Here is a 21,576-nt window from a genome sequence, read left to right as displayed (position 1 = left end):
TCCCGCCCCCTCCGACGTTCTTTCGGCTCAGGCGACGGTGAAGACGACCTCGACCTCGACCGGGCTGTCCAGAGGCAGAACGGGAACACCGACGGCGGAGCGTGCGTGGACCCCGGCATCGCCGAAGACCTCGCCCAGGAACTCGCTCGCGCCGTTGATGACGCCGGGCTGCCCGGTGAATTCAGGGACGGATGCCACGAACCCGGTGAGCTTGAGCACGCCGGTCAGCTTGTCGACACCGCCGGCGACGGCCGCAGCTGCCGCGAGGGCGTTGAGCGCGCACTGACGCGCGTAGGTCTTGGCATCTGCGGGACTCACGAGACCCTCGGCCTCACCGACCTTGCCCGTGGCGGGCAGAGAGCCCTGCACCATCGGCAGCTGACCGGAGGTGTAGATGAGATCGCCGTGCTGCTTCGCGGGAATGTAGGCCGCCACCGGCGGGACGACCGAGGGGACCTCGACACCGAGCTCGGCGAGACGCTCCGCGACGCTCACTGCTGGCCCTCGAACTGACGTGCAGCCGCCTCGGCTGCCCCGAGACCCGCGTTGGCGGTGCCGCCGCCGGTCGGGCGCTTGAAGTAGGCCACGAGGCCGCCTTCGGGGCCGGTGACGACCTGCACGAGCTCCCACCCCTGCTTTCCCCAGTTGTTGAGGATCGCCGCGGTGTTGTGGATCAACAGCGGAGTGGTGAGGTACTCCCACGTGGTCATTCGCAGCTCCCGGAGGTGACTCGGATGCCGCGCACGAGATGTGCGCGGCCAGGACGCGTACGCGCGCGAGCGCACGCCATCGAGGCATCGCCCAGCAACGTCGCTTAGCATCAACCCTATGCCTGAGAACAAACGAACGGCTAGCGGTGCGCTCGGCGGCATCCTCGGCCTCGTCGGTCTGAGCACGGCCGCCGGTGTTCTGCTGACCGCCGCTGTCACCCCGGCGATCGCCGTGTCGGGTGCCGCCGCCAGCAGCGCCATCACGATCTTCGACAACATGCCGAGCTACCTGCAGCCTGACGCGCTCATGCTGCCCACGACGCTCATGGCCGGCGACCGGGTCCTCGCGAAGTTCTACGACCAGAACCGCTCACCCGTCACGTTCGACCAGGTGAACCCCGTCATGTACGACGCGATCCTCTCCTCCGAGGACCCGCGGTACTACCAGCACGGCGGCGTCGACCTCATCGGTACCACCCGTGCGCTCCTCAGCAACGCCTCCGGCGGCGAGACCCAGGGTGGCTCGTCGATCAGCCAGCAGTACGTCAAGAACGTGCTCGTGCAGCGCTGCGAGCGCGACGCCAAAGCGACGGACGGCTCCGACGGCCAGCCCGCGCAGACGCGCGACGAGGCCCTGCAGGCGTGCGCCCTCGAGGCGATCCAGTCCGACGGCGTCGCGGGCTACCAGCGCAAGCTGCAGGAGATGCGGTACGCCATCCAGCTCGAGAAGCAGTACACGAAGGATCAGATCCTCCTCGGGTACCTCAACATCGCGAACTTCGGCGGTGTGACCTACGGCATCGACGCAGCCGCCAAGTACTACTTCAACGTCCCGGCCGCGCAGCTGAACGTGGGCCAGGCCGCCGTCCTCGCGGGCATGGTGCAGAACCCGAACCGCTTCCGCATCGACCGCCAGGAAGGGTCCATCAGCGACGGCGAGACGTCGTGGAACAAGGCACCCGACGGGTCGATCGACGACGTCGACCAGAGCACCATCCAGGCGCTCTACACACTGCGCGACAACGGTGAGATCACGCAGGAGCAGCTCGTGAACGCCGCCGACGGCTACAGCGAGACCAAGGGTCGCCAGCTGTATGTCCTCAGCCGCATGGAAGCGGACGGCAAGATCACGCACGAGCAATACGTCGCGGCGGCCATCGAGCCGATCACCCCGCAGATCACCGCGACCGACCAGGGCTGCGCGAACTCGGGCGCCCCGTACTTCTGCCAGTACGTCGTCGCGACGATCCTGAACGACCCCGCCTTCGGCGCCACCGTCGACGACCGCGTCGACGCGCTCCGCCAGGACGGTCTCACGATCCAGACCACGCTCGACTGGCGTATTCAGGATGCCGCGCAGACCGCGATGAACGAGAACGCGCCGCAGAGCTTCGAGGGAATGAAGTTCGGTTCCACCGCGGTCAGCATGGAGGCCAAGACCGGCCGCATCCTCGGCATCGCGCAGAACACGAAGTTCACGCAGGATCCCACGCAGGCCGAGTCGGACCCCGCTTACAACTCCATCGTCTTCGCGGGAGACAAGGACACCGGTGGTTCCATCGGCTTCAACGCAGGGTCGACCTTCAAGCTGTTCACACTCGTGGACTGGCTGGAGAAGGGCCACTCGCTCAACGAGAACCTCAACGGTCGCCTGCGTCCGGTGCCGAACATGAAGAACTCCTGTTACGGCGACTGGATCAACGGGGGCGGCACCATCATCAACAACTTCGCGTCCGACCCGGGTTACTACGGCACCCCGATGACCTTCACCAAGAACTCGCTCAATACCGGGTACCTCGCGATGGCCGCACAGCTCGACCTCTGTGACATCGCCAAGGTCGCCAAGAAGCTCGGCGTCACCCGTGGCGACGGCACCGACATCGAGATGCGGGTCGCCAACAACGTCATCGGCGATGACAACGTCTCTCCGATCGCGATGGCCGGCGCCTACGCGACGGTCGCCAACGGCGGCACCCACTGCCAGCCGAAGGTCATCGACAAGGTGACGGACAGCGACGGTGCCGAGCGTCCGATCCCCGACCGCCAGTGCACGCCCGGTACCCTGACGCCCGAGGTGTCCGCCGCGGCCGCTTACGCTCTGCAGGGGGTCATGACCGGCGGCGGAACCGGACAGTCGGCCAACCCGTTCGACGGAACCGCCCTGATCGGCAAGACCGGTACCCACGAGGGCTGGAACACGTGGATGATCGAGTCTTCGACCAACGTCACCACCGCGGTGTGGGTCGGCAACTGGGAGGGCACCGAGACCCTGTTCGGCAAGTATTGGAACGGGCAACAGCTCTCGAACATGAGGTACACGATCGCCGAGGGCGCTCAGAGCGCCGCGGACGAGTTCTACGGAGGGGACGCCTTCCCCCAGCCGCCGTCGAACCTGACGCGCACGATCCAGCGCGACCTGCCGAACGTGGTGGGCAAGAGCATCGACGACGCCCGATCGACGCTCGAGTCCGCAGGCTTCAGCGTGACCGTGGGCTCCCCCGTCGATTCCGACATGGGCGGCGATCGCGTCGCGGCACAGAACCCCGGTGGGGGAACGGCGCCCGCGGGATCGACGATCACGATCAGCCCCGGCAACGGCCAGGGCGCCACGGTGCCGGACGTGTCCGGGAACCCCGTCAGCTCCGCCCGGGCCGCTCTGCTCGCCGCAGGCTTCGGGACCGTTTCGATCGGCAGCTGCGAGAAGGACGCGAGCGCACCCGCCGAGGGCCGCGTGACGGGGACGAACCCCGCCGCAGGGACCGCGACGAACAAGAACACCCCGGTGTCGCTGAGCATCGCCGCGAAGGACTGCCCGTGACCCGTCCCGCAGTGACGGCCGCCCTCGCACCCCTCGGGGTTGCGGGGGCGGCCGCTGTAGGCGCCGCGGTCTGGGGCGTCGGCATCGAGCGCTACCTCTTCACGGTCCGCTACCACGCCCTCCGTGTCCTTCCGAAGGGCGCGGAACCGATTCGCGTCCTCCACGTGTCGGACGCGCACATGGCTCCGTGGCAACACCGTAAGCAGGAATGGATGGCCCGGCTCGCGGACCTGTCGCCCGACCTCGTCGTGAACACGGGCGACAATCTCGGCCACCGCGACGGGCTCACCGGCATCCGTACCGCTTTCGCACCCCTGCGCGGCATCCCCGGGCTCGTGGTGCACGGATCGAACGATTTCCAAGAGCCGTCGCCGCGCAATCCCCTGCGGTACTTCCTCGGCCCCTCCGGGAACGTCCCCGCCCACAAGCACCTCGACGTCGAGGCTCTCGACCGATTCTTCTCCGACGACCTCGGCTGGAACATCCTCGACGACACCGCCGTATCGCTCGAGGTGAAGGGTGTGCGCATCACGGCGTTCGGAGTGAACGACGCCCACCGCAAGTGGGACCGCCCCGAGCAGATTCCGCCGGTCCTGGCGACTCTGGATGCCGCCGACCTCACGCTCGGAGTGATGCACGCCCCGTACCGCCGAACGCTCGACACGTTCACCGACCTGGGGGCGGACATCCTTCTCGCGGGACACACCCACGGCGGTCAGGTGCGAGTGCCCTTCAGCCGCAAAGCACTCGTGTCCAACTGCGACCTCCCGCTCGACCAGGCGCGCGGCCTCAGCGAGTGGTCCCACAGCGGCCGCTCGGTGCCCTTGAACGTGAGCGCGGGCCTCGGCCACTCCATCTACGCACCCGTTCGTTTCGGGTGTCGGCCCGAGGCGACGCTGCTCACGCTGCTGCCCCGCTGACCGCTTCTGCACACCGTCCGAAGGGGCCGTTCCGTCCACGGAACGGCCCCTTCGCCCGTTTCGCGGACTCGTCGCGAAGCGAAGATCGAGTCTCTCAATCGAAGGGACTCTCCATGCATCACCCCCGCTCCTCCCGACCTCCCCGACGTCGACGCGCGCTGCTCGCCGTGCTCGCTCTGGTCGCTACCGCCACAGCCCTCTTCGCCGCGCCGGCGACGGCTGCTGATCGCGGAACGGGATTCGGCACGTGGGCACCCCTGTCCTCCACGGGATGGCACGGGTCCATGCGCGTCGGCGCCGTTCACACGTACTGCATCCATCCCGGACTGCCCGTCGCGACGGGAACGACGACCGACCTCGGCGTCAGCTCCGACGTACGAGGGCTCAGCGCCCAGCAGCTCGTCTCGATCAACCATCTCGTTTCCACGTACGGCCAGACCGACGATCCCGTCCAGGCCGCGAGCGTGGGGTGGGCCGTCAAGGCGATCGTCGACCGCGACACCACGCTTCACTCCTGGGGGTACAGCGGAGACTCGCTCAGCGAAGCGATCGACTACATCATGCGCCGCGCCAGCCCGGAGAACAGCGCGGCAATTCAGACACGGGTCGAGCAGTACCTCACCGAGGCCGCCGCGGTTCGCGTGCCGCACGTCGGCGGGTCCCTCACCCTGACGACTGCCGCTGACGAGCCGACCGAGGGCACAATCGTCGCCGACGTCGACCCCGACGCGAGTGGCGTCCTGCGCCTCGAGAACGCCGTGTTCGCCGACACGGGCTCCGCGGAACGGAACGACGTCCGAGCCGGCGTCGTCTACCCGATCTCTGCTCCCCGCCCGGAGGGCAACGACGGGCGTCCATACACCGTTCGCGCGTCCGGGACGTTCACCGTGCGCGCGGCTGCGGTGCGCCTGTACAGCACGCCCGGTCAGCAGGAGTCCGCGGGTCCCGCGGATCCGCAGACCTTCGCCCTCGCCACGGAGGACACCTCCGCGCGCCCCGTGCAGTTCCGCCCTCGGATCGAGACCTCGGCTCGCATCGAGAATGATCGGTTCATCGATGACGTGACCGTCTCCGTCGACGACGGCGTGTGGCCGCGCCTCGCGGACGGCTCCTTCGTCCCGCTCAGCGCGACGGCCGATCTCTACCGGACCGGGGCATTCCCCGCGGAGTCGGACGAGGTGCCCTCGAACCTCTCCCCCGTGGCCCGACTCACGCTGGCGACGGATCCCGCCCGAGGACCGGGCACCTACCGGGTTGAGCTCGCCGACCGTCTTCCGGGTCCGGGCGTGTACACCGCCGTCTGGCGGATCTCCCGCGATGAGCAGGACCCGGCTGTCGCGCCGCACCTGCCTCGGGGATACGCCTGGGCCGAACGCTTCGCCTCCCCGTCGCAGACGGAGCAGCTCGCCCCCACGCCACCGCCGCACACGCCCACGCCGACGGTGACCCCGACGACATCGGCGGCTCCGTCGGCGTCACCCACTCCCACGGCCCTCGCCGCCACGGGCGTCGCGAGCGCCTCCGCGGGCGGAGCCGCCGTCGGAGGAATCATCGCGATCGTGCTCGGCACCGGGGCAGCCATCGTCGCGAGGCGCCGCCCGACACGTCACCCCTGACGCGCGTCGCTGACGTCCGGCGGGCAACGTCCCGCCCGATGTGCGGGGCCGATGTCCTCGCGGGAGCCCGTCCGTACGCCGCGTGCGGAGCTTCCGCGAGGACACGCCCTGCAACCGACACTCCCGTTGTGCACGCCGATTGGGCGCACGTCCGCGGACGGGGTAGACTTTTAGGGTTGGCCACGGGGTGTGGCGCAGCTTGGTAGCGCGCGTCGTTCGGGACGACGAGGCCGCAGGTTCAAATCCTGTCACCCCGACCACTGTCCTCATCCGGACGAGAGAAGCGCTCGAACCCTTCACGGGTCCGAGCGCTTCTCTTTTTCCACCCCGGCCCCGCTCGGCTCCCAGCACGAGGCGCGGCCACAGCGAGGCGCGCACGCCCCACCCTCGCGCACACGCGCCCCCCTCGCCCGCGTGCGCCCCACGAGCGATCGCTGCCCGGGGCAGACGAGAGCAGCGGGCATCCCGCGTGAGGTCCGGCTGCCTCGCCCCGGACACATCGCCCACCGGCTGCCGGCGAACGGCCACGTCGGCGCCCTTCGTCTCGGTTGCACGCGACCGCGGACGGCGGGCGGGGGGACGCGTGCCCAAATCTTCGCGTGGGTCGAGCGAACCCCTGCACACACAAAAGCACCCCGGCGCTCCGCAAAGGAGCACCGGGGTGCTTTCACTCAGACGTGCTTAGCGCTCGACGCGACGCAGGCGACGGTAGCCGAGAGCACCGACTCCACCGAGCAGGAGCGCAACGGCACCCCAGGCCAGCGGGGCCGGGTCACCCATACCGGTGACGGGCAGCTTGCCGCCACCGTTACCACCACCGGCGGGGCCGGGGGTCGCGGTGGGCGACGGGCTCGGCGCCGGGGCGGCCGCGACCGCGAAGCTCACCGAGGCGGAGCTCGAAACGCTGTCGATCGTCTGCGTGGCCACGACCGTGTAGGCGCCCTCACCGAGCGCGTCCTTCAGCGCGACGGACCACTTGCCGTCCTTGACCGTGGCCTGACCCACCTTGGCGTCGTTCACGGTGACCGACACGACGGCACCGTTCACACCGGTACCCGAGACCGAGGTCGGGATGGCGTCACCGCTGTAGGTGGCACCGTCCTGGATACCCGTGATCGTGGGAGCCGTGGGAGCAACGGTGAACGACGAGGTCGCCTCGGCCGAGGTCTCGCCGTCACGCGCCTGCGAGGCGGTAACGGTGTAGTTGCCGTAGCCGAGGTCGGCCTTGACCGACCAGGTGCCGTCAGCGGCGACCTTGGCGGTGCCGTCGACATCGCCCTCGACCGTGACCGTGGCGCCGGCGAGGCCGGTGCCCGAGATCGCCGTGACCTCGGTCTCGACGGTGGAGCCGTTGGCGGGCGTCGTGATGACCGGCGCCTCAGCCTTGACCTCGACGGAAGCGTCGACCTTCGACGACTTGTTGTAGCCGTTGACCGCGGTCATCGAGAAGGCGAACGTGCCGAGCTTGTCGGGCGCGTTGAACGTCCAGTTGCCGTTGCCGTCGACGGGCACGTCGAACGTGTCACCCGAAGCGGGCGTGACCTTCAGCGTGGTGCCGGCCGGGGCGGTACCCGTGATGGGAGCGCCGACGCCGACCGTGCCGCCGTTGGCGGGCGAGGTCAGTGCGGGGTCGTCGATCTTGATGGCGACGGTGTAGCCACCCGTCTGGGCGAGACCCTGCTGCAGGTCAGCGGCCCACATCCAGGTGCCCGACTCCGTACCACCGGAGACGAGACCGACGGCGGTGTTGCCCTGGATGACAGCGCCACCCGAGTCGCCGGGGGCACCGACGCGCTGGTCACTGACGACGGCGAAGCCGTAGACCCAGCGGAACGTCCCGTCGGGCTTGCCGATGCGGGACCAGCCCTCGACGGCGTCGACGGTTCCGGTGGTGAAGCCGGTGGTGCGACCCGACTTCGAGGCGGCCTGGCCGACCTGGGCCGAGCCCACGGCGCGCACGTCGATGGTCGACGCGGCGAGGTCTTCCGACGAAGCCGTCTTCCAGTCGGTGACCTTCGGAAGAAGGTCGAGGTCTTCGTTGGTCACGTCGATGGTCGAGATGTCGACCGAGTTGACGTCGCCTTCCGAACCCTGCGAGTTGTCGGGGCCACCGAACTGCCAGAACGACAGCGAGCCGAGCGCCGCCATCGGCTCCGACTGGCTTCCGCCGCCGGCGGGGTCGCTGCTGGGGACGGTCAGGATGCTGCGGTCGATGACGCCGTCGACGGCGCAGTGACCGGCGGAGATGACCGCGGGGTCGCCCTTCGGGGTCCAGCCGCTGAATCCGACCGAGCAGTATCCGCCGTTGGACGGGTCGGCCGACTCGTAGCCCAGGTACCCGGCGCCACCCACGACGTCGTTCTCGGCCAGAGCCGAGAACTCGCTGTCGATGTGCTGGACCTTGACGTTCGACTTGGTCTGGACGAAGGACTTGGCCTCGCCCTCCAGGTTCGACTCCTCGGCGGTGGTGAACACGACCACGTTGCCTTCGCCGTCCTTGGCGACCGCCTGGACCTGGTCGCCGCTGCTGAGCAGCTCGCGAGCGGTCGAGTCGAACTCAGGACCTGCCGTGGGTGCGATCGACTGATTGTCACCGGCGAAGGCCACCGCGGGGGCCAGAAGGCCGGTCGCAGTGAGCGCGAGAGCGGCGGACGCAGCGACCCACCCCGTGCGCTTCATGTTTCTTGTCATCGTCTCATCTCGTGTGTGTCGGTGGAACGACGCGCGAAACGGCCGGGGATCGCGTTCGGGCCCCCACCCACCTCACAGCGTCGACGCCTACCCTACGACAAGCTGAACGTTTGTTATGAAAGTATTTTCGTATTCGGTCGAAAATGAGGAGAATCTCATGTTCAGAAGTCTTCTCACCGCAGCCGCCTTCTCCGCCGTCGGTATCGGCCTGGCAGGCTGCGCCGCGGCAGCGGGGGCGAAGGAGAGCGCGTCGGAAGACGGCCGCTGGGAGGCCGAGGGGCCTGCATTCCTCATCCTCGAGAACGGCGACCTGCGAGGAAGCGACGGATGCAACGGCATCCTGGGTTCGTACACGGTCACGGACGGCAGAGTGGAGGTCACGCGCGGCGCGTCGACCCTCCGCGCGTGCCCGGACGTCGACACGTGGCTGCGCGGCTTGTCGAGCGCCATCATCGATGGCGACACCATGACCGTCCTCGACGGCGACGGAGCCACGATCGGCACCCTCACGCGCAAGGCCTGACCGCGCAGGCCCGAAGCTCGGCCCGCCCACCGTCGACGATGTGCCGACACGCCTAGAATCGGCTGAAGCCGCGCGGTCACCCGCGTCCGGCGAACGCCGACCGTGCCGCCACCCGCGATGCGGCCACTACCGCTCAGGAGCACCGTGCCCGACACCACGCCCCGTCTCGTCGCCTTCGATCTCGACGACACGCTCGCCCCGTCCAAGACCGCGATCGATCCTCGTATCGGCGACCTCCTGCTCGCTCTCGCGGAGCGCGTGGAGGTCGCGATCATCTCCGGCGGCCAGCTGCAGCAGTTCCGGTCGCAGGTGGTCGAGAGACTGCCGCAGACCGATCCGGCGCTCCTAGACCATCTGCACCTCATGCCGACGTGCGGCACGCAGTACTACCGTCTCGGCGCCGACGGCATCCTGACCGTCTACGCCCACTCCCTCACCGAAGACGAGAAGACGCGGGCGCTGTCCGCCGTCCGCGAGGAGGCCGAGCGTCTCGGCCTCTGGGAAGCCGAACCGTGGGGCGAGATCCTCGAGGACCGCGGCTCTCAGATCACCTTCTCGGCGCTCGGTCAAAGCGCGCCGCTCGACGCGAAGATGGCGTGGGACCCGACCGGGGAGAAGAAGAACAGCCTTCGCGAGGCCGTCGCAGCCCGCATCCCCGACCTCGAGGTCCGCTCCGGCGGCTCGACCTCGGTCGACATCACCCACCGGGGCATCGACAAGGCCTACGGCATGCGCCAGTTGGCCGATGCCACCGGCATCCCCCTCGACGACATGCTCTTCGTCGGCGACCGCCTCGACCCGGACGGCAACGACTACCCCGTGCTCGCCATGGGCGTCGCGTGCCACGCGGTCCACGGCTGGGAAGACACGGCCGACTACCTCGACGAGCTCATTCCGACGCTGCCGGTCCGCGCCCAGGTCTGACGCCCGCATCATTCGACGAACGCCGCCTCGATCACGAGGCGGCGTTCTTCGTCGTCGGGACCCGCGGTGGGGCTAGAGGATCTGGCCGATCGGTTCGCGCTTCTCCGCCTGGAACCGATCCTCCGTGCGCCCGTACGCCCAGTAGCCCGACAACGAGACCTGCGCGCGAGGCAGACCCCATCGCCCGAAGACCACGTCCCGCAAGCCCTTCATGGCCTCACGCTCACCGTGCGCGAACACGTGACCGCGTCCCGCCGGAGGGGTCCATCCGGCAACCGCGTCGACGAGCGCGCGGGTCGTGCCCGCCGGCGCGGTACCCCGGTGGACCCACTCGACGCGGACCCCTTCCGGGGCTGCGAGCGGCACGTGTTCGTCGGGCCCCTGCACCTCGAGGAAGGCGACTCCCACGGCGTCCGCGGAGAGAGCCTCGAGAGCGGCGGCGATCGCCGGGATGGCGGACTCGTCTCCGGCCAGAAGGTGCCAGTCCGCCTCAGGATCGGGCGCGTAACCGCCTCCCGGCGACGAGACGACCAGACGCTCCCCCGGCTGCGCCCGAGCCGCCCAGGGACCCGCCAGACCCTCGTCGCCGTGCACGACGAAGTCGATCGCGAGCTCGTCGCCGACGATCTCTCGCACCGTGTAGGTCCGCGTGACCGGAAGGTCTTCGGGGGCCAGGGTGTCCCGCAGCGCCGCGAGATCATACGGCGGCTCGAGACCGAGCTCCGGCTTCACGAAGGTGATCTTGACGTATCGGTCGGTGTAGGGATTCTCGCGGAACACCGAGAGGTCGGCTCCCCGCGCCCGGATGCGGACCAGATGCGGTGTGAGTCGCTCGCTGGCGACGACCTCGAGCACGTGCTGCGGGCGGGGCGGTCGAACGGGGCGGTCGGTCATGGGAGTCCTCTCTCCGGGCGGGCGCCCACGGGCGCTGTGTCGATGATCGCCGCGCGGACGCTCTCGTCGTCGACGGGCGCCCCGAGCTCCTCGGCGACCTGCCGGAAGTATCCGGCGATGTGCCCACGGACGGCGTCTCGTGCGGCGTTGCCGTCCCCGCGGCCCACCGCTGCGACGATGTCGCGGTGCTCGCTCCGCAATCGCTGCGCGGTCGTCGTCCAGTCGCTCATGCGGGCCGCTCCGAGCTGGGTGTAGGACTCGATCGAGCTGCGCAGTCCCGCCATCATCGCCGCGATGACCGCGTTGCCGGAGGCCTCGGCGAGCGCTTGGTGCAGCCGCGCGTCGAGCGCGAGGAACTCTTCGGGAGAGAGCTCGCCCGCGTCCATGGCATCCAGGATCTCGTGGACCTCGCCGAGGTCGGCCGCGGCATCCGACGCGAGGCGCTCCACGACATCGCCCTCGAGCACGACGCGGGTGCGCACGACGTCGGCGATCGGGAACCCGTTCGCGGCGACCTGCAACCGCAGGAAAGCGGCGAGTCCGCCGCGCGGGGTGGTGACGATCATCGCTCCCGCGCTCGGGCCCGATCCGGTCGCGGTCCGCACGACCCCGAGGACCTCGAGAACACGAATGGCCTCGCGCACGCTCGAACGACCTACTCCGAGTACCGACGCCAGTTCTCTCTCGGGCGTCAGCCGATCACCGGGAGACAGGCGCCCCTCGCGCAGGTCCGCCTCGATGCGCTCGAGAACGACCTGCCACGCGCGCGGTGCGGTGTCCGGCATGGCATCCCCTGTCCCGTCCGGCCGGGCCGATGTGGCCGGACCACATCAGCCTACGCGCGGTGGTCAGGCCTCGGCGGGCGTGGCGTAACCGGCCGGATTCGTCGTCTGCCAGTTCCAGTAGTCGCGGCAGGCGTCGTCGATGGTGAGGCGCGTGCGCCACCCGAGCACCTCGGCCGCCTTGGTGGGGTCGCAGTACGTGGCGGCGACGTCGCCGGGTCGACGGGCGAGGATTCGCTTCGGGAGCTCATGCCCGACGGCGTTCTCGAACGAGGCGACGAGCTCGAGCACGCTCACCGGTCGCCCCGTGCCGAGGTTGAAGACCTGGTGCCCCGGCTGCGCCTGCTCGAGCGCGGCGACGTGTCCCTCGGCCAGGTCGACGACGTGGATGTAGTCGCGCAGACCGGTGCCGTCGGGGGTGTCGTAGTCGTCCCCGAAGACACCGACCTCGTCGAGCGTTCCGATCGCGACCCGCGAGACGTAGGGCATGAGGTTGTTCGGGATGCCGGCCGGGTCTTCGCCGATGAGACCGGACGGGTGCGCACCGACTGGGTTGAAGTAGCGGAGCACCGTCACGTTGAGCTCGGGGTTCACGCGGGCGACGTCGGCGAGCACGACCTCATTCATGCGCTTGGACTTGCTGTACGCGTTCGAGAGGTCGATGCTCGTCGTCGACTCTTCGGTGAACGGCAGGTCGGCCGGGTCGGAGTACACGGTCCCGGTGGACGAGAACACGAACGACCGGATGCCGTGCGCCAGGCCCACGCGAAGGAGCGCGAACGTGGTGTCGAGGTTGTTGGAGTAGTACTCCAAGGGCTTCTGCGTGGACTCCCCCACCGCTTTGAAGGCGGCGAGGTGGATGATCGCGTCGATGGGGCCGTGGGCCTCGAAGGCGGCGGAGACGACCGCGTCGTCGGCCGCGTCGCCGATGACGAGCGGTGCGGGCTTTCCCGTGATGCGCTCCACGCGCTCCGCGGCGACCTCGTGCGTGCCGGACAGGTCGTCGAGCAGGACGACATCGTGGCCGGCTTCGAGGAGGGCGACGGCCGTGTGGGTTCCGATGTAACCGGCACCGCCGGCCAGGAGTACGCGCATACTCCCAGGCTATCGTTCGGCGAGGTCGTCGCTGACTTGCGCCGAATGCACGCCCACCCACAGTCCCCGCGTACGTACGCCGCACGTCATGTGGGGCCTCACGGGGAGGGCGAGCGGTCTCAGCGACCGTCGAGGCGGCCGCCGGACTCGCGCAGGTAGCACGCGGCGCACATCGACTCGTACGTGACCTCACCCTGGATCTGAGCCTCGTCGATCGCCACCTGATCGCCGTCGAAGACGAAGCGGCCGCCCACCAACCTCGCGTTGAAGATCGCCTTACGACCGCACCGGCAGATGGTCTTGAGCTCTTCGAGGCTGTGCGCGATCTCCATCAGCCGCGCCGACCCCGGGAACGCCTCCGTGCGGAAATCGGTACGGATGCCGTAGGCGAGCACCGGCACATCGTCGAGCACCGCGATGCGGAGCAGATCATCGACCTGGGTGGGGGTGAAGAACTGCGCCTCGTCGACCAGGAGCGAGGCGACGGGCTCGGGACCTGCTGCGGCCGCGAAGACCGCGCGCAGGTCGTCGTCCGGCCCCACGAGGAAGTCGACCCGTCGGTTCACGCCCAGGCGACTCTCGATCTGATCGGCGCCCTTCGTGTCGATCTCGGGCTTGGCGAGAAGGACGCGTTGCCCGCGCTCCTCGTAGTTGTACGCCGCCTGCAGCAGGGCCGTCGACTTGCCCGAGTTCATCGCTCCGTAGCGGAAGTACAGCTTCGCCACGGGATCAGGGGTTGATCTTCAGCGCCTGGGCCGTGGCATCCAGTTCTCGGCGCGCTGCCTCGGGGTGCGTGTTGAGCGACTCGCCGTAGCTCGGGATGAGCTCGCGAAGCCGCGGCTCCCACTCGGGCATGCGCTCGGGGAAGCACGTCTTGATCAGGCCGAGCATGATCGAAACCGCGGTGGACGCCCCCGGAGAAGCGCCGAGGAGCCCGGCGATCGAGCGGTCGGAGGCCGTGATGACCTCGGTGCCGAACTGCAGCACCCCGCCCTTGTCCTTGTCCTTCTTCATCACCTGGGCGCGCTGACCGGCGTCGAGCAGCTCCCAGTCCTCGGCCTTCGCCGTCGGCATGAAGTCGCGGAGGCTGTCGACCTTCTTCGCGTGCGTCTTCAGGAGTTCGCTGATCAGGTACTTGATGAGACCCGGGTTGTCGACGGCGACCTTGAGCATGGGCAGCAGGTTGTGCGGGCGCACCTGCGTCACGATGTCGAGCATCGAGCCGTTCTTGAGGAACTTCGGGCTGAACGTGGCGAAGGGACCGAAGAGCAGCGAGGACTCGCCGTCGATCACGCGCGTGTCGAGGTGCGGAACCGACATCGGCGGGGCACCGACCGACGCCTGCGAGTAGACCTTCGCGCGGTGCTTCGCGACGATGTCGGGGTTGGAGGTCTTGAGCCACTGCCCGCCGATCGGGAAGACACCGTAGCCCTTGATCTCGGGGATACCGGAACGCTGCAGGAGCTTGAGCGCCCAGCCGCCCGCACCGACGAAGACGAACTTCGCGTTGATCGAACCGGGGGTGCCGCCGATCACGTGGCGGTACGAGACCTCCCAGGAGCCGTCCTTCTGCTTCTTCAGCTTCTTGACGTCGTGGTTGGTGACGACCTCGACACCCTTCTCGCGCAGGTTCGCGAAGAGCTGTCGCGTGAGCGAGCCGAAGTCGACGTCGGTGCCCGCGGGGACGCGCGTGGCCGCGAAGGGCTCACCCTTGCGGCGCTTCTGCATGAGCAGCGGCGCCCATTGGTTGATGACCCGCGAGTCCTCGGTGTACTCGATGCCCGCGAACAGCGGCTGCTCCTTGAGGACCTCGTAGCGCTTGCGGAGGAACGCGACGTCTTTCTCTCCGCGGACGAAGGTCATGTGCGGGGTCGCGTTGATGAACGTCGACGGCTCGTCGAGCACGCCCTCGGCGACCAGCGAGGCCCAGAGCTGCCGGCTCTGCTGGAACTGCTCGTTGATCGTGATCGCCTTGGCGGGGTCGATCGACCCGTCTTTCGCCTCGGGCGTGTAGTTGAGCTCGCAGAGCGCCGCGTGACCGGTGCCCGCGTTGTTCCAGGCGTTCGAGCTCTCCTGCGCGACGTCGCTCAAGCGCTCCATGACCGCGATCTTCAGATCGGGCTGGAGGTCTTTCAGCAACGTGCCGAGAGTGGCGGACATGATGCCGCCACCGATGAGGAGAACATCGACGTTTTCAGTCACCCGACGATTCTAGGCGCGGGCTGCAAGGTCTCTCGACATCGAGAGATCGGTCGGTTCGATGTCGAGACAACCCCGGCTCACGGCATCCGGATGCCGCCGACTCAGACGCGCGCGGCGAGCTTCTGCGCGACGATCTCGGCGATCTGCACGGCGTTGAGCGCGGCACCCTTGCGCAGGTTGTCGTTGCTGATGAACAGCACGAGCCCCTTGCCCTCGGGAGCGGACTGGTCCGCACGGATGCGCCCGACGTAGCTCGGGTCGGTGCCGGCCGCCTGGAGCGGCGTGGGGACCTCTTCGAGCTTCACCCCGGGAGCGTCGGCGAGGAGCTCGCGCGCACGCTCGGGCGAGAGGTCGCGCGCGAACTCGGCGTTGATGCTGAGCGAGTGGCCCGTGAAGACGGGAACGCGCACGCACGTGCCCGCGACACGGAGGTCGGGCAGCTCGAGGATCTTGCGGCTCTCGTTGCGAAGCTTCTTCTCTTCGTCGGTCTCGTTGAGGCCGTCGTCGACGAGGTTGCCCGCGAAGGGGATGACGTCGAAGGCGATGGGGGCGACGTACTTCTCGGGCTGCGGGAAGTCGAGGGCCGAGCCGTCGCGGACGAGCCGCTCCACGTCGCCCTGCGCGAGAACGCCCTCGACCTGGCCGAGGAGCTCCTGGGCGCCCGCGAGGCCAGAGCCGGAGACCGCCTGGTAGGTGCTGACGATCAGGCGCTCGAGCCCGGCCTCGGTGTCGAGCACCTTCAGCACCGGCATCGCGGCCATGGTCGTGCAGTTGGGGTTCGCGACGATGCCCTTGACGGCCTCGTCGATCGCGTGCGGGTTGACCTCGCTCACGACGAGCGGAACCTCGGGGTCCATGCGCCACGCGCTCGAGTTGTCGATGACGAGGGCGCCGGCCTCGGCGAAGCGGGGAGCGTGCGCGCGCGAACCGGTGGCACCGGCCGAGAACAGCGCGACCTCGACGCCGGCGGGATCGGCCGTGGCGACGTCTTCGACGACGACCGAGTGGCCACCGAAGTCGATCGAGGTGCCGGCGGAGCGGGCCGTGGCGAAGAGGCGCAGCTCGCGAATCGGGAACGACCGCTCGGCGAGGATCTCGAGCATGACGGTGCCGACCTGGCCGGTGGCGCCGACGACGGCGAGGGAGATTCCGGAATCGGAGATGCGGGTCATGCGAGGTTCCTCGGGTGTTTCGGGTGGTGGATGCCGCGACGCGCGGCGTTCGGGTCAGGGTAGCGCGATCGGCGCCGTGGTCGAGACGCCCCCGGGCCGAACTCCTGAGAAATCGACCGGGATACGCCGAGGAATGGCGGAATCACGAGGGTACGACGAAGGGGCGGGGCGAGAACTCAGGAGTTTCGCCCGCCTTCGCGCCGCCCGACGGGGCGCGTGCCCGGAATCAGCGCCCGGTGCCGGCGTGGACGGTGGCCTCGGCCTCGCCGTCCAGACCGTAAGCGGTGTGCACGAGACGCGCGGCCTCGGCGAGGTCGACACCGCGCACGACCACCGAGATGCGGATCTCGGAGGTCGAGATCATCTCGATGTTGACGCCCGCCATGCTCAACGCTTCGAACAGCGTCGCCGAGACGCCCGAGTGCGTGCGCATGCCCGCACCCACGACCGACAGCTTGCCGATCTGGTCGTCGTGCACGAGGCTCTCGAATCCGACCTCGGCCTGTTCACCGGCGAGCGCCTTCAGCGCCGTCGTGGCATCGGTCTTGGGCAGCGTGAACGAGATGTCGGTGCGGCCGGTCGCGGCGGCCGAGACGTTCTGCACGATCATGTCGACGTTCGCGCCGGACTTGGCGACGATCTTGAAGATGTCGGCGGCCTTGCCGGGGACGTCGGGGACGCCGATGACGGTGATCTTCGCCTGGCTGAGGTCGGTGGCGACGCCGGCGACGATGGGCTCTTCCATGGCTTCACTTTCGGGGACGAGGGGGGAGGACTTGGAGGCGTCGAGCACCCACGTGCCCTCGCCCGAGCTGAACGTGGACCGCGCGTGGATCAGCACGCCGTGGCGGCGCGCGTACTCGACGGCGCGGATGTAGAGGACCTTCGCGCCGTTGGCGGCGAGCTCGAGCATCTCTTCGCTGCCGACACGGTCGAGCTTGCGGGCCAGGGGCACGACGCGGGGGTCAGCGGTGAAGATGCCGTCGACGTCGCTGTAGATCTCGCAGACATCGGCCTTCAGGGCCGCGGCGAGCGCGACGGCGGTGGTGTCGGAGCCGCCGCGGCCGAGCGTCGTGATGTCGCGGGTGTCGCGGTTGAAGCCCTGGAAGCCGGCGACGATGACGATCGCGCCCTCGTCGAGCGCTTCGCGCAGACGCACGGGCGTGACGTCGACGATGCGGGCGGCGCCGTGTGTGGCATCCGTGATCATTCCCGCCTGGCTGCCGGTGAAGGAGCGGGCCTCGAAGCCCATCGAGTGGATCGCCATGGCCAGCAGCGCCATCGAGATGCGCTCCCCGCTGGAGAGCAGCATGTCGAGCTCGCGCGGAGCGGGGATCGGGGCGACCTGACCCGCGAGGTCGAGCAGCTCGTCGGTCGTGTCGCCCATCGCGCTGACGGCGACGACGACCTCGTGCCCCGCGCGACGCGTGTCGACGATGCGCTTGGCGACGCGCTTGATGCTCTCGGCGTCGGCGACGGACGAACCGCCGTACTTCTGGACGATCAGCGCCATAAGGAGAACTCCCGGGGAGGGACGAGCGTCGGGATGCCACGACGGGGCGCTCGGATGCCGCACCCGAGGGTCCATCCTAGGGGCGCGGGTATGCCGCCCCCGTCATGCGCGGAGCCCGGTCAGCCCGCGCGGATAGGATCGAGCCTTCCCCACCCGGTTCTCTGCCTCTGGAGGCTCGCGGTTGTCCCCCACCCCGCGCCGACTGCTGTCGTCGTTGCGCCGTCTCGTGCACACCGAGGACTCCGGCTCCCCCGACACGCACCTGCTTCCCGTCATCGACGAGGCGTTCTCCGCCCGCATCCTCGATCTCGCGATCCGCATCGGCGAGACGATGCTCGTCGTCGGGGCACCGGCGAGCGAGGTGACACTGACGATCGTGCGGGTCTGCGGCGCCTACGGCCTGGATCCGGTGCACGTCGACGTGACCTACAACTCGATCACGATTGCGCACAGCCGCCCGGGGGCCTCACACCCCACCACGCTCCTGCGCGTCGTGCGGGGGTCGGTGCCCGACCACGCCAAGCTCCAGCGGCTGCAAGCCCTCGTCGCCGAGATCGCCGGCGGGCTCGCGCTCGACGACGCCATCGCGCGATGCCGGGCGATCCGGCGGCTCCCGTTCCGCTACCGCCCGGCGATCGTCATCGCCGCTCAAGCCGGCCTCGCCGTGGGGGTCGCGATCATGTTCGGCGCCAACTGGCTCGCGCTGGTGCTGTCGTTCATCGCCGCGGGCCTCGCCGCGACCACGCAGCACGTCCTGGCCCGGGCGCGCGTGCCGTACTTCTTCGCGCAGATCGCCGGCGGGTTCGTGCTGACGGTGGTCGCGGCGCTGTCCCCGCTGCTGCAATACACCGGGATCGACGCGGCCGCCGCGATCCGACCGTCGGTGATCGTGGCATCCGGAATCGTCCTCATGCTCGCGGGGCTGACCGTCGTCGGGGCGGCTCAGGATGCCATCGACGGCTTCGCGCTCACCGCGACGGGCCGCATCCTCGAGCTGACCACGCAGACGTTGGGCGTGGTGCTCGGGATCCTCGCGGGGCTCGAGACCGTGCGCGTGCTGGGAATGGGGATGTCGCCTCCCTCGAACGCGTTACCGCTCGGGCCGGTGAGCGTGCAGTTCATCGGCGCCGCGGTCATCGCGATCGCCGTCGCGGTGATCAACGGCGCCGGAGCGCGGATCATCGTCGTCAGCGCGGCCCTGAGCCTGGTCGCCTGGGCGGGGTACATCGGCGCCTCGTCGCTCGGCTTCGAAGTCGCCGCGGCGAGCGGCGTGGGCGCGTTCATCGGAAGCTTCGCCGGCATCGTCGTCGCGTACCGCCTGCACGTGCCGTCGGTGGCGATCACGACCGCGGCGATCCTGCCGATGGTCCCCGGAGCGGCGGTGTTCCGCGGGCTGCTGGGGATCGTGGAGTCGGGCGACGACCCGGCCGTGCTCATGACCGGCGTCACGACGCTCACGGGAGCGGCGACCATCGGGATCGCGCTCGCGGTCGGGGCGTCGCTCGGCATCTACCTCGGTCAGCCCGTCCGGGCGACGCTGTCGAGCGTGGTGCGGACACGGGCGCGCACGCGGCGCTGAGCGCGCGACCGAGCCCTACCCGAAGCGACCGTTGACGTAGTCGTAGGTGCGCGGGTCGATGGGCGAGTCGAACATGGCATCCGTGTCGCCGTGCTCCACGATGTGGCCGGGCTGCCCCTGGGATGCCAGGAAGAAGGCGCACTGCTGCGACACCCGCTGCGCCTGCTGCATGTTGTGCGTGACGATCACGATCGTCAGCTCTTTCTGCAGTTCGCCCATCGTCTCCTCGATGACGCGCGTGGACGTGGGATCCAGGGCCGAGCACGGCTCGTCCATCAGCAGCACCTTGGGCTTGATCGCGAGCGAACGGGCGATGCACAGGCGCTGCTGCTGACCGCCCGACAGGCCGCCGCCGGGGGCCCGCAGCCTGTCCTTGACCTCTTTCCACAGCCCGGCGCTCTGCAGTGACGTCTCGACGAGGTGGTCCTTCTCGTCGCGCGCGGCGCGTTTACCGGTGAGCTTGAGCCCCGCGATGACGTTGTCGTAGATCGACATCGCCGGGAAGGGGTTGGGCTTCTGGAACACCATGCCGATGTTCTTGCGCGCGTCGATGAGTCGATGCCCCGCGTCGTAGATGTCGTCACCGTCGAGCAGCACCTCCCCGGCGAGGGCCGCCGAGGGGACGAGCTCGTGCATCCGGTTGAGGATGCGAAGGAACGTGGACTTGCCGCAGCCGGACGGACCGATGAGGGCGGTCACCTGTCCGGCGGGCATGGTCAGCGACACGTCGAGGAGCACCTGGTGATCGCCGAACCACGCCGAGATCGATCGCGCATCCAGTTCGGAGAGCGGGCTCGCGGGCGGATCGATCGGAGCGGGTCGAACGGATGCCGCGGCCTCACCGAGAGGAGCGGAGGACGGCGGGACCAGCACCGCCGTGTGCGCGTCGATCGGGGACGCGGTGGTGACCAGCGCGGGGTTCTCGGCACCGACGGCACGGGAGGCCGTTCGACCCGCGCGGCGGGTGGAGGGGGCGTCGGCCCCGGGCACACCCGCCATGCCCGCGCTGAGGTTCTCGAGCTCGATCTCGGCGATGATGCGTGCCTCGTCGGCGGTGAGCACATCCGTCATGTAGGGGTCGGACGCGGGTGGGACCGCGTCGAGCGGCACGACCTCCGTGTACTCGAGGTCGGGGCGCGCGTCGGGGCGCGGGAGATCGGCGCGCGGACTCTCGCGGACACCGTCGGGGGCGTCGGAGGCCGGATCGTGGGCTTCGGGGGTGGAGGTCATGATCGATACCGCTCAGAGAAGGTTGGGAAGAAGGCGGACGAGCTGGTCGGCGACGAACACGCTCGCCAGCAGGAGGACGGGGGCGAAGACGATCCACGTCTTCTGCCATCCGACGCGGCGATACGCCCAGACGGCGACGAACTCGGCGACGACGAGGAACTGCAGCGCGAAGATGAGCGCCCAGACCGTGGTCATGTCGGTGGCGAGCGGCTTGGCCTCGGGCGGCAGGGTCATCGACGTCGTCTGGCGCGCACCCGCCGGCACCGCCGGGCCCGTCGCCCGCGCGTCGACGTAGGCGATCCCGGTCGGCAGGTACGGGCCGCCCCGGGCCGTGATGAGGATGAGGCGGCTCTCACCGCGCACGGGGGCCGGTGGGGTCGGGTCGCCGGCGTAGCGCACGCCGAGCACCGCGAATGTCTGCTCGCCCTGCCCCGTCCGCACGGTGAAGGTCTCGCCCGGCTGCAGCGCCTGCAGGCGACCGAAAGGGCCGCCGAAGGCCGCGGCGCGTCCCATGACCACACTCACCCCCGCCTGACCGGGCAGCACGGTGTCGCGGCGGTGACCGGGGCCGTGCATCAGCACGCCGGACGTCGTCCCCTCGGAGATGACCTCGTCGATGCCGAGCTGCGGGACGGACAGGATGCCCACGGGGGCCCCGTCCGCAAGGAGGTGATCCTCGAAGTCACCCTCGCTGACGGGTGCCGTGCCCGCGGCGAGCTGCGCGCGGAACGTGTCGCGCAGCTGCTGCTGCGCGGCGAAGTGCGAGACGTGACTGATCACGAGAAGGTTGAGCAGGAAGACCAGCACGAGCACCGATACCGACACGAGCATCCCGCGCAGGAACACCTGCGCCGGCGACAGCGGTGCGTAGGTCGGACGAGGGCGGGGCGGACGGCGCAGGTGTTCC

Annotated in this window: 18 protein-coding genes and 1 tRNA gene; 7 read left to right on the top strand and 12 right to left on the bottom strand. The window is 69.4% G+C overall.

Going from position 1 to position 21,576, the window contains the following annotated elements:
- Positions 1-27: 27 nt before the first annotated feature.
- Together NS283_RS12650 and NS283_RS12645 are read right to left on the bottom strand one after the other, a co-directional pair.
- The gene (locus NS283_RS12650; protein WP_058597224.1) at positions 28-495 is read right to left on the bottom strand and encodes a RidA family protein; all 468 of its coding nucleotides are present in this window, start codon (positions 493-495) and stop codon (positions 28-30) included.
- Positions 492-710 carry a hypothetical protein gene (locus tag NS283_RS12645; protein WP_013585749.1) on the bottom strand — a complete coding sequence of 73 codons (219 nt, stop codon included), beginning with the start codon at positions 708-710 and terminating at the stop codon, positions 492-494. Before NS283_RS12645 ends, NS283_RS12650 begins: the two co-directional genes overlap by 4 nt.
- Before the next feature lie 118 nt (positions 711-828).
- Here NS283_RS12645 and NS283_RS12640 point away from each other — a divergent pair, with 118 nt between their 5' ends.
- The 4 genes from NS283_RS12640 (at position 829) to NS283_RS12625 (ending at position 6,324) form a co-directional block, all read left to right on the top strand.
- Positions 829-3,528, top strand: coding sequence for a transglycosylase domain-containing protein (locus tag NS283_RS12640; RefSeq protein ID WP_058597223.1), 2,700 nt, complete (start codon positions 829-831; stop codon positions 3,526-3,528).
- Complete coding sequence (locus NS283_RS12635) at positions 3,525-4,448, top strand: metallophosphoesterase (RefSeq protein ID WP_058597222.1); 924 nt, start codon at positions 3,525-3,527, stop codon at positions 4,446-4,448. Before NS283_RS12640 ends, NS283_RS12635 begins: the two co-directional genes overlap by 4 nt.
- Positions 4,449-4,561: 113 nt before the next feature.
- Entirely contained in the window at positions 4,562-6,064 is a 1,503-nt protein-coding gene (locus NS283_RS12630; RefSeq protein ID WP_153003365.1) for a hypothetical protein, read from the top strand.
- Positions 6,065-6,247: 183 nt separating this feature from the next.
- Positions 6,248-6,324 (top strand) — tRNA-Pro (locus NS283_RS12625).
- 421 nt (positions 6,325-6,745) lie between these two features.
- On the opposite strand, the gene NS283_RS12620 is transcribed toward NS283_RS12625, so the two are convergent.
- Complete coding sequence (locus tag NS283_RS12620) at positions 6,746-8,755, bottom strand: hypothetical protein (protein ID WP_153001282.1); 2,010 nt, start codon at positions 8,753-8,755, stop codon at positions 6,746-6,748.
- Positions 8,756-8,912: 157 nt separating this feature from the next.
- On the opposite strand from NS283_RS12620, the gene NS283_RS12615 reads away from it, so the two are divergent.
- Both NS283_RS12615 and NS283_RS12610 read left to right on the top strand, forming a co-directional pair.
- The gene (locus NS283_RS12615) at positions 8,913-9,278 is read left to right on the top strand and encodes an META domain-containing protein (RefSeq protein ID WP_058597219.1); all 366 of its coding nucleotides are present in this window, start codon (positions 8,913-8,915) and stop codon (positions 9,276-9,278) included.
- Positions 9,279-9,395: 117 nt separating this feature from the next.
- Positions 9,396-10,202 (top strand): HAD-IIB family hydrolase, encoded by an 807-nt coding sequence (locus tag NS283_RS12610; protein WP_058597218.1) that lies wholly within the window; start codon positions 9,396-9,398, stop codon positions 10,200-10,202.
- Between the two features lie 72 nt (positions 10,203-10,274).
- On the opposite strand, the gene NS283_RS12605 is transcribed toward NS283_RS12610, so the two are convergent.
- The 7 genes from NS283_RS12605 to NS283_RS12575 all read right to left on the bottom strand — a co-directional run bounded on the left by NS283_RS12605 (position 10,275) and on the right by NS283_RS12575 (position 17,860).
- Complete coding sequence (locus tag NS283_RS12605; RefSeq protein WP_058597217.1) at positions 10,275-11,096, bottom strand: siderophore-interacting protein; 822 nt, start codon at positions 11,094-11,096, stop codon at positions 10,275-10,277.
- The gene (locus tag NS283_RS12600) at positions 11,093-11,881 is read right to left on the bottom strand and encodes a FadR/GntR family transcriptional regulator (RefSeq protein ID WP_058597216.1); all 789 of its coding nucleotides are present in this window, start codon (positions 11,879-11,881) and stop codon (positions 11,093-11,095) included. The genes NS283_RS12605 and NS283_RS12600 overlap by 4 nt, the downstream gene beginning before the upstream one ends.
- A gap of 63 nt (positions 11,882-11,944) precedes the next feature.
- Complete coding sequence (gene galE / locus NS283_RS12595; protein ID WP_058597215.1) at positions 11,945-12,973, bottom strand: UDP-glucose 4-epimerase GalE; 1,029 nt, start codon at positions 12,971-12,973, stop codon at positions 11,945-11,947.
- 119 nt (positions 12,974-13,092) lie between these two features.
- Complete coding sequence (locus tag NS283_RS12590; RefSeq protein WP_058597214.1) at positions 13,093-13,698, bottom strand: thymidine kinase; 606 nt, start codon at positions 13,696-13,698, stop codon at positions 13,093-13,095.
- A gap of 4 nt (positions 13,699-13,702) precedes the next feature.
- On the bottom strand, positions 13,703-15,175 hold the full coding sequence (locus tag NS283_RS12585; RefSeq protein ID WP_058597213.1) for a malate:quinone oxidoreductase: 1,473 nt from the start codon (positions 15,173-15,175) through the stop codon (positions 13,703-13,705).
- A 101-nt stretch (positions 15,176-15,276) separates the two neighbouring features.
- Positions 15,277-16,347, bottom strand: a complete 1,071-nt coding sequence (locus NS283_RS12580; protein ID WP_058597212.1) for an aspartate-semialdehyde dehydrogenase — start codon at positions 16,345-16,347, stop codon at positions 15,277-15,279.
- Between the two features lie 226 nt (positions 16,348-16,573).
- The gene (locus tag NS283_RS12575; protein WP_058597211.1) at positions 16,574-17,860 is read right to left on the bottom strand and encodes an aspartate kinase; all 1,287 of its coding nucleotides are present in this window, start codon (positions 17,858-17,860) and stop codon (positions 16,574-16,576) included.
- Positions 17,861-18,041: 181 nt separating this feature from the next.
- Here NS283_RS12575 and NS283_RS12570 point away from each other — a divergent pair, with 181 nt between their 5' ends.
- The gene (locus NS283_RS12570) at positions 18,042-19,439 is read left to right on the top strand and encodes a threonine/serine ThrE exporter family protein (protein ID WP_058597210.1); all 1,398 of its coding nucleotides are present in this window, start codon (positions 18,042-18,044) and stop codon (positions 19,437-19,439) included.
- Between the two features lie 15 nt (positions 19,440-19,454).
- Here NS283_RS12570 and NS283_RS12565 read toward each other — a convergent pair whose 3' ends face one another.
- Together NS283_RS12565 and NS283_RS12560 are read right to left on the bottom strand one after the other, a co-directional pair.
- Positions 19,455-20,219, bottom strand: coding sequence for a phosphate ABC transporter ATP-binding protein (locus tag NS283_RS12565; RefSeq protein ID WP_241490578.1), 765 nt, complete (start codon positions 20,217-20,219; stop codon positions 19,455-19,457).
- A gap of 462 nt (positions 20,220-20,681) precedes the next feature.
- On the bottom strand, positions 20,682-21,576 hold an 895-nt coding region (locus NS283_RS12560; RefSeq protein ID WP_058597209.1), incomplete at its 5' end, for a sortase.

The sequence above is a fragment of the Microbacterium testaceum genome, from assembly GCF_001476285.1.
GTDB classification, from domain to species: domain Bacteria; phylum Actinomycetota; class Actinomycetes; order Actinomycetales; family Microbacteriaceae; genus Microbacterium; species Microbacterium testaceum_B.
The sequence above is the reverse complement of the archived record's forward strand: the minus strand, read 5'-3'. Positions and strand labels throughout refer to the sequence as shown.

Excerpts from the sequence above, each read along its gene's own strand:
- NS283_RS12600 (WP_058597216.1), bottom strand. The coding sequence starts at position 11,881 with ATGCCGGACACCGCACCGCGCGCGTGGCAGGTCGTTCTCGAGCGCATC.
- NS283_RS12615 (WP_058597219.1), top strand. The coding sequence starts at position 8,913 with ATGTTCAGAAGTCTTCTCACCGCAGCCGCCTTCTCCGCCGTCGGTATC.
- NS283_RS12580 (WP_058597212.1), bottom strand. The coding sequence starts at position 16,347 with ATGACCCGCATCTCCGATTCCGGAATCTCCCTCGCCGTCGTCGGCGCC.
- NS283_RS12575 (WP_058597211.1), bottom strand. The coding sequence starts at position 17,860 with ATGGCGCTGATCGTCCAGAAGTACGGCGGTTCGTCCGTCGCCGACGCC.
- NS283_RS12640 (WP_058597223.1), top strand. The coding sequence starts at position 829 with ATGCCTGAGAACAAACGAACGGCTAGCGGTGCGCTCGGCGGCATCCTC.
- NS283_RS12620 (WP_153001282.1), bottom strand. The coding sequence starts at position 8,755 with ATGACAAGAAACATGAAGCGCACGGGGTGGGTCGCTGCGTCCGCCGCT.
- NS283_RS12645 (WP_013585749.1), bottom strand. The coding sequence starts at position 710 with ATGACCACGTGGGAGTACCTCACCACTCCGCTGTTGATCCACAACACC.
- NS283_RS12610 (WP_058597218.1), top strand. The coding sequence starts at position 9,396 with ATGCGGCCACTACCGCTCAGGAGCACCGTGCCCGACACCACGCCCCGT.
- galE (WP_058597215.1), bottom strand. The coding sequence starts at position 12,973 with ATGCGCGTACTCCTGGCCGGCGGTGCCGGTTACATCGGAACCCACACG.
- NS283_RS12605 (WP_058597217.1), bottom strand. The coding sequence starts at position 11,096 with ATGACCGACCGCCCCGTTCGACCGCCCCGCCCGCAGCACGTGCTCGAG.
- NS283_RS12630 (WP_153003365.1), top strand. The coding sequence starts at position 4,562 with ATGCATCACCCCCGCTCCTCCCGACCTCCCCGACGTCGACGCGCGCTG.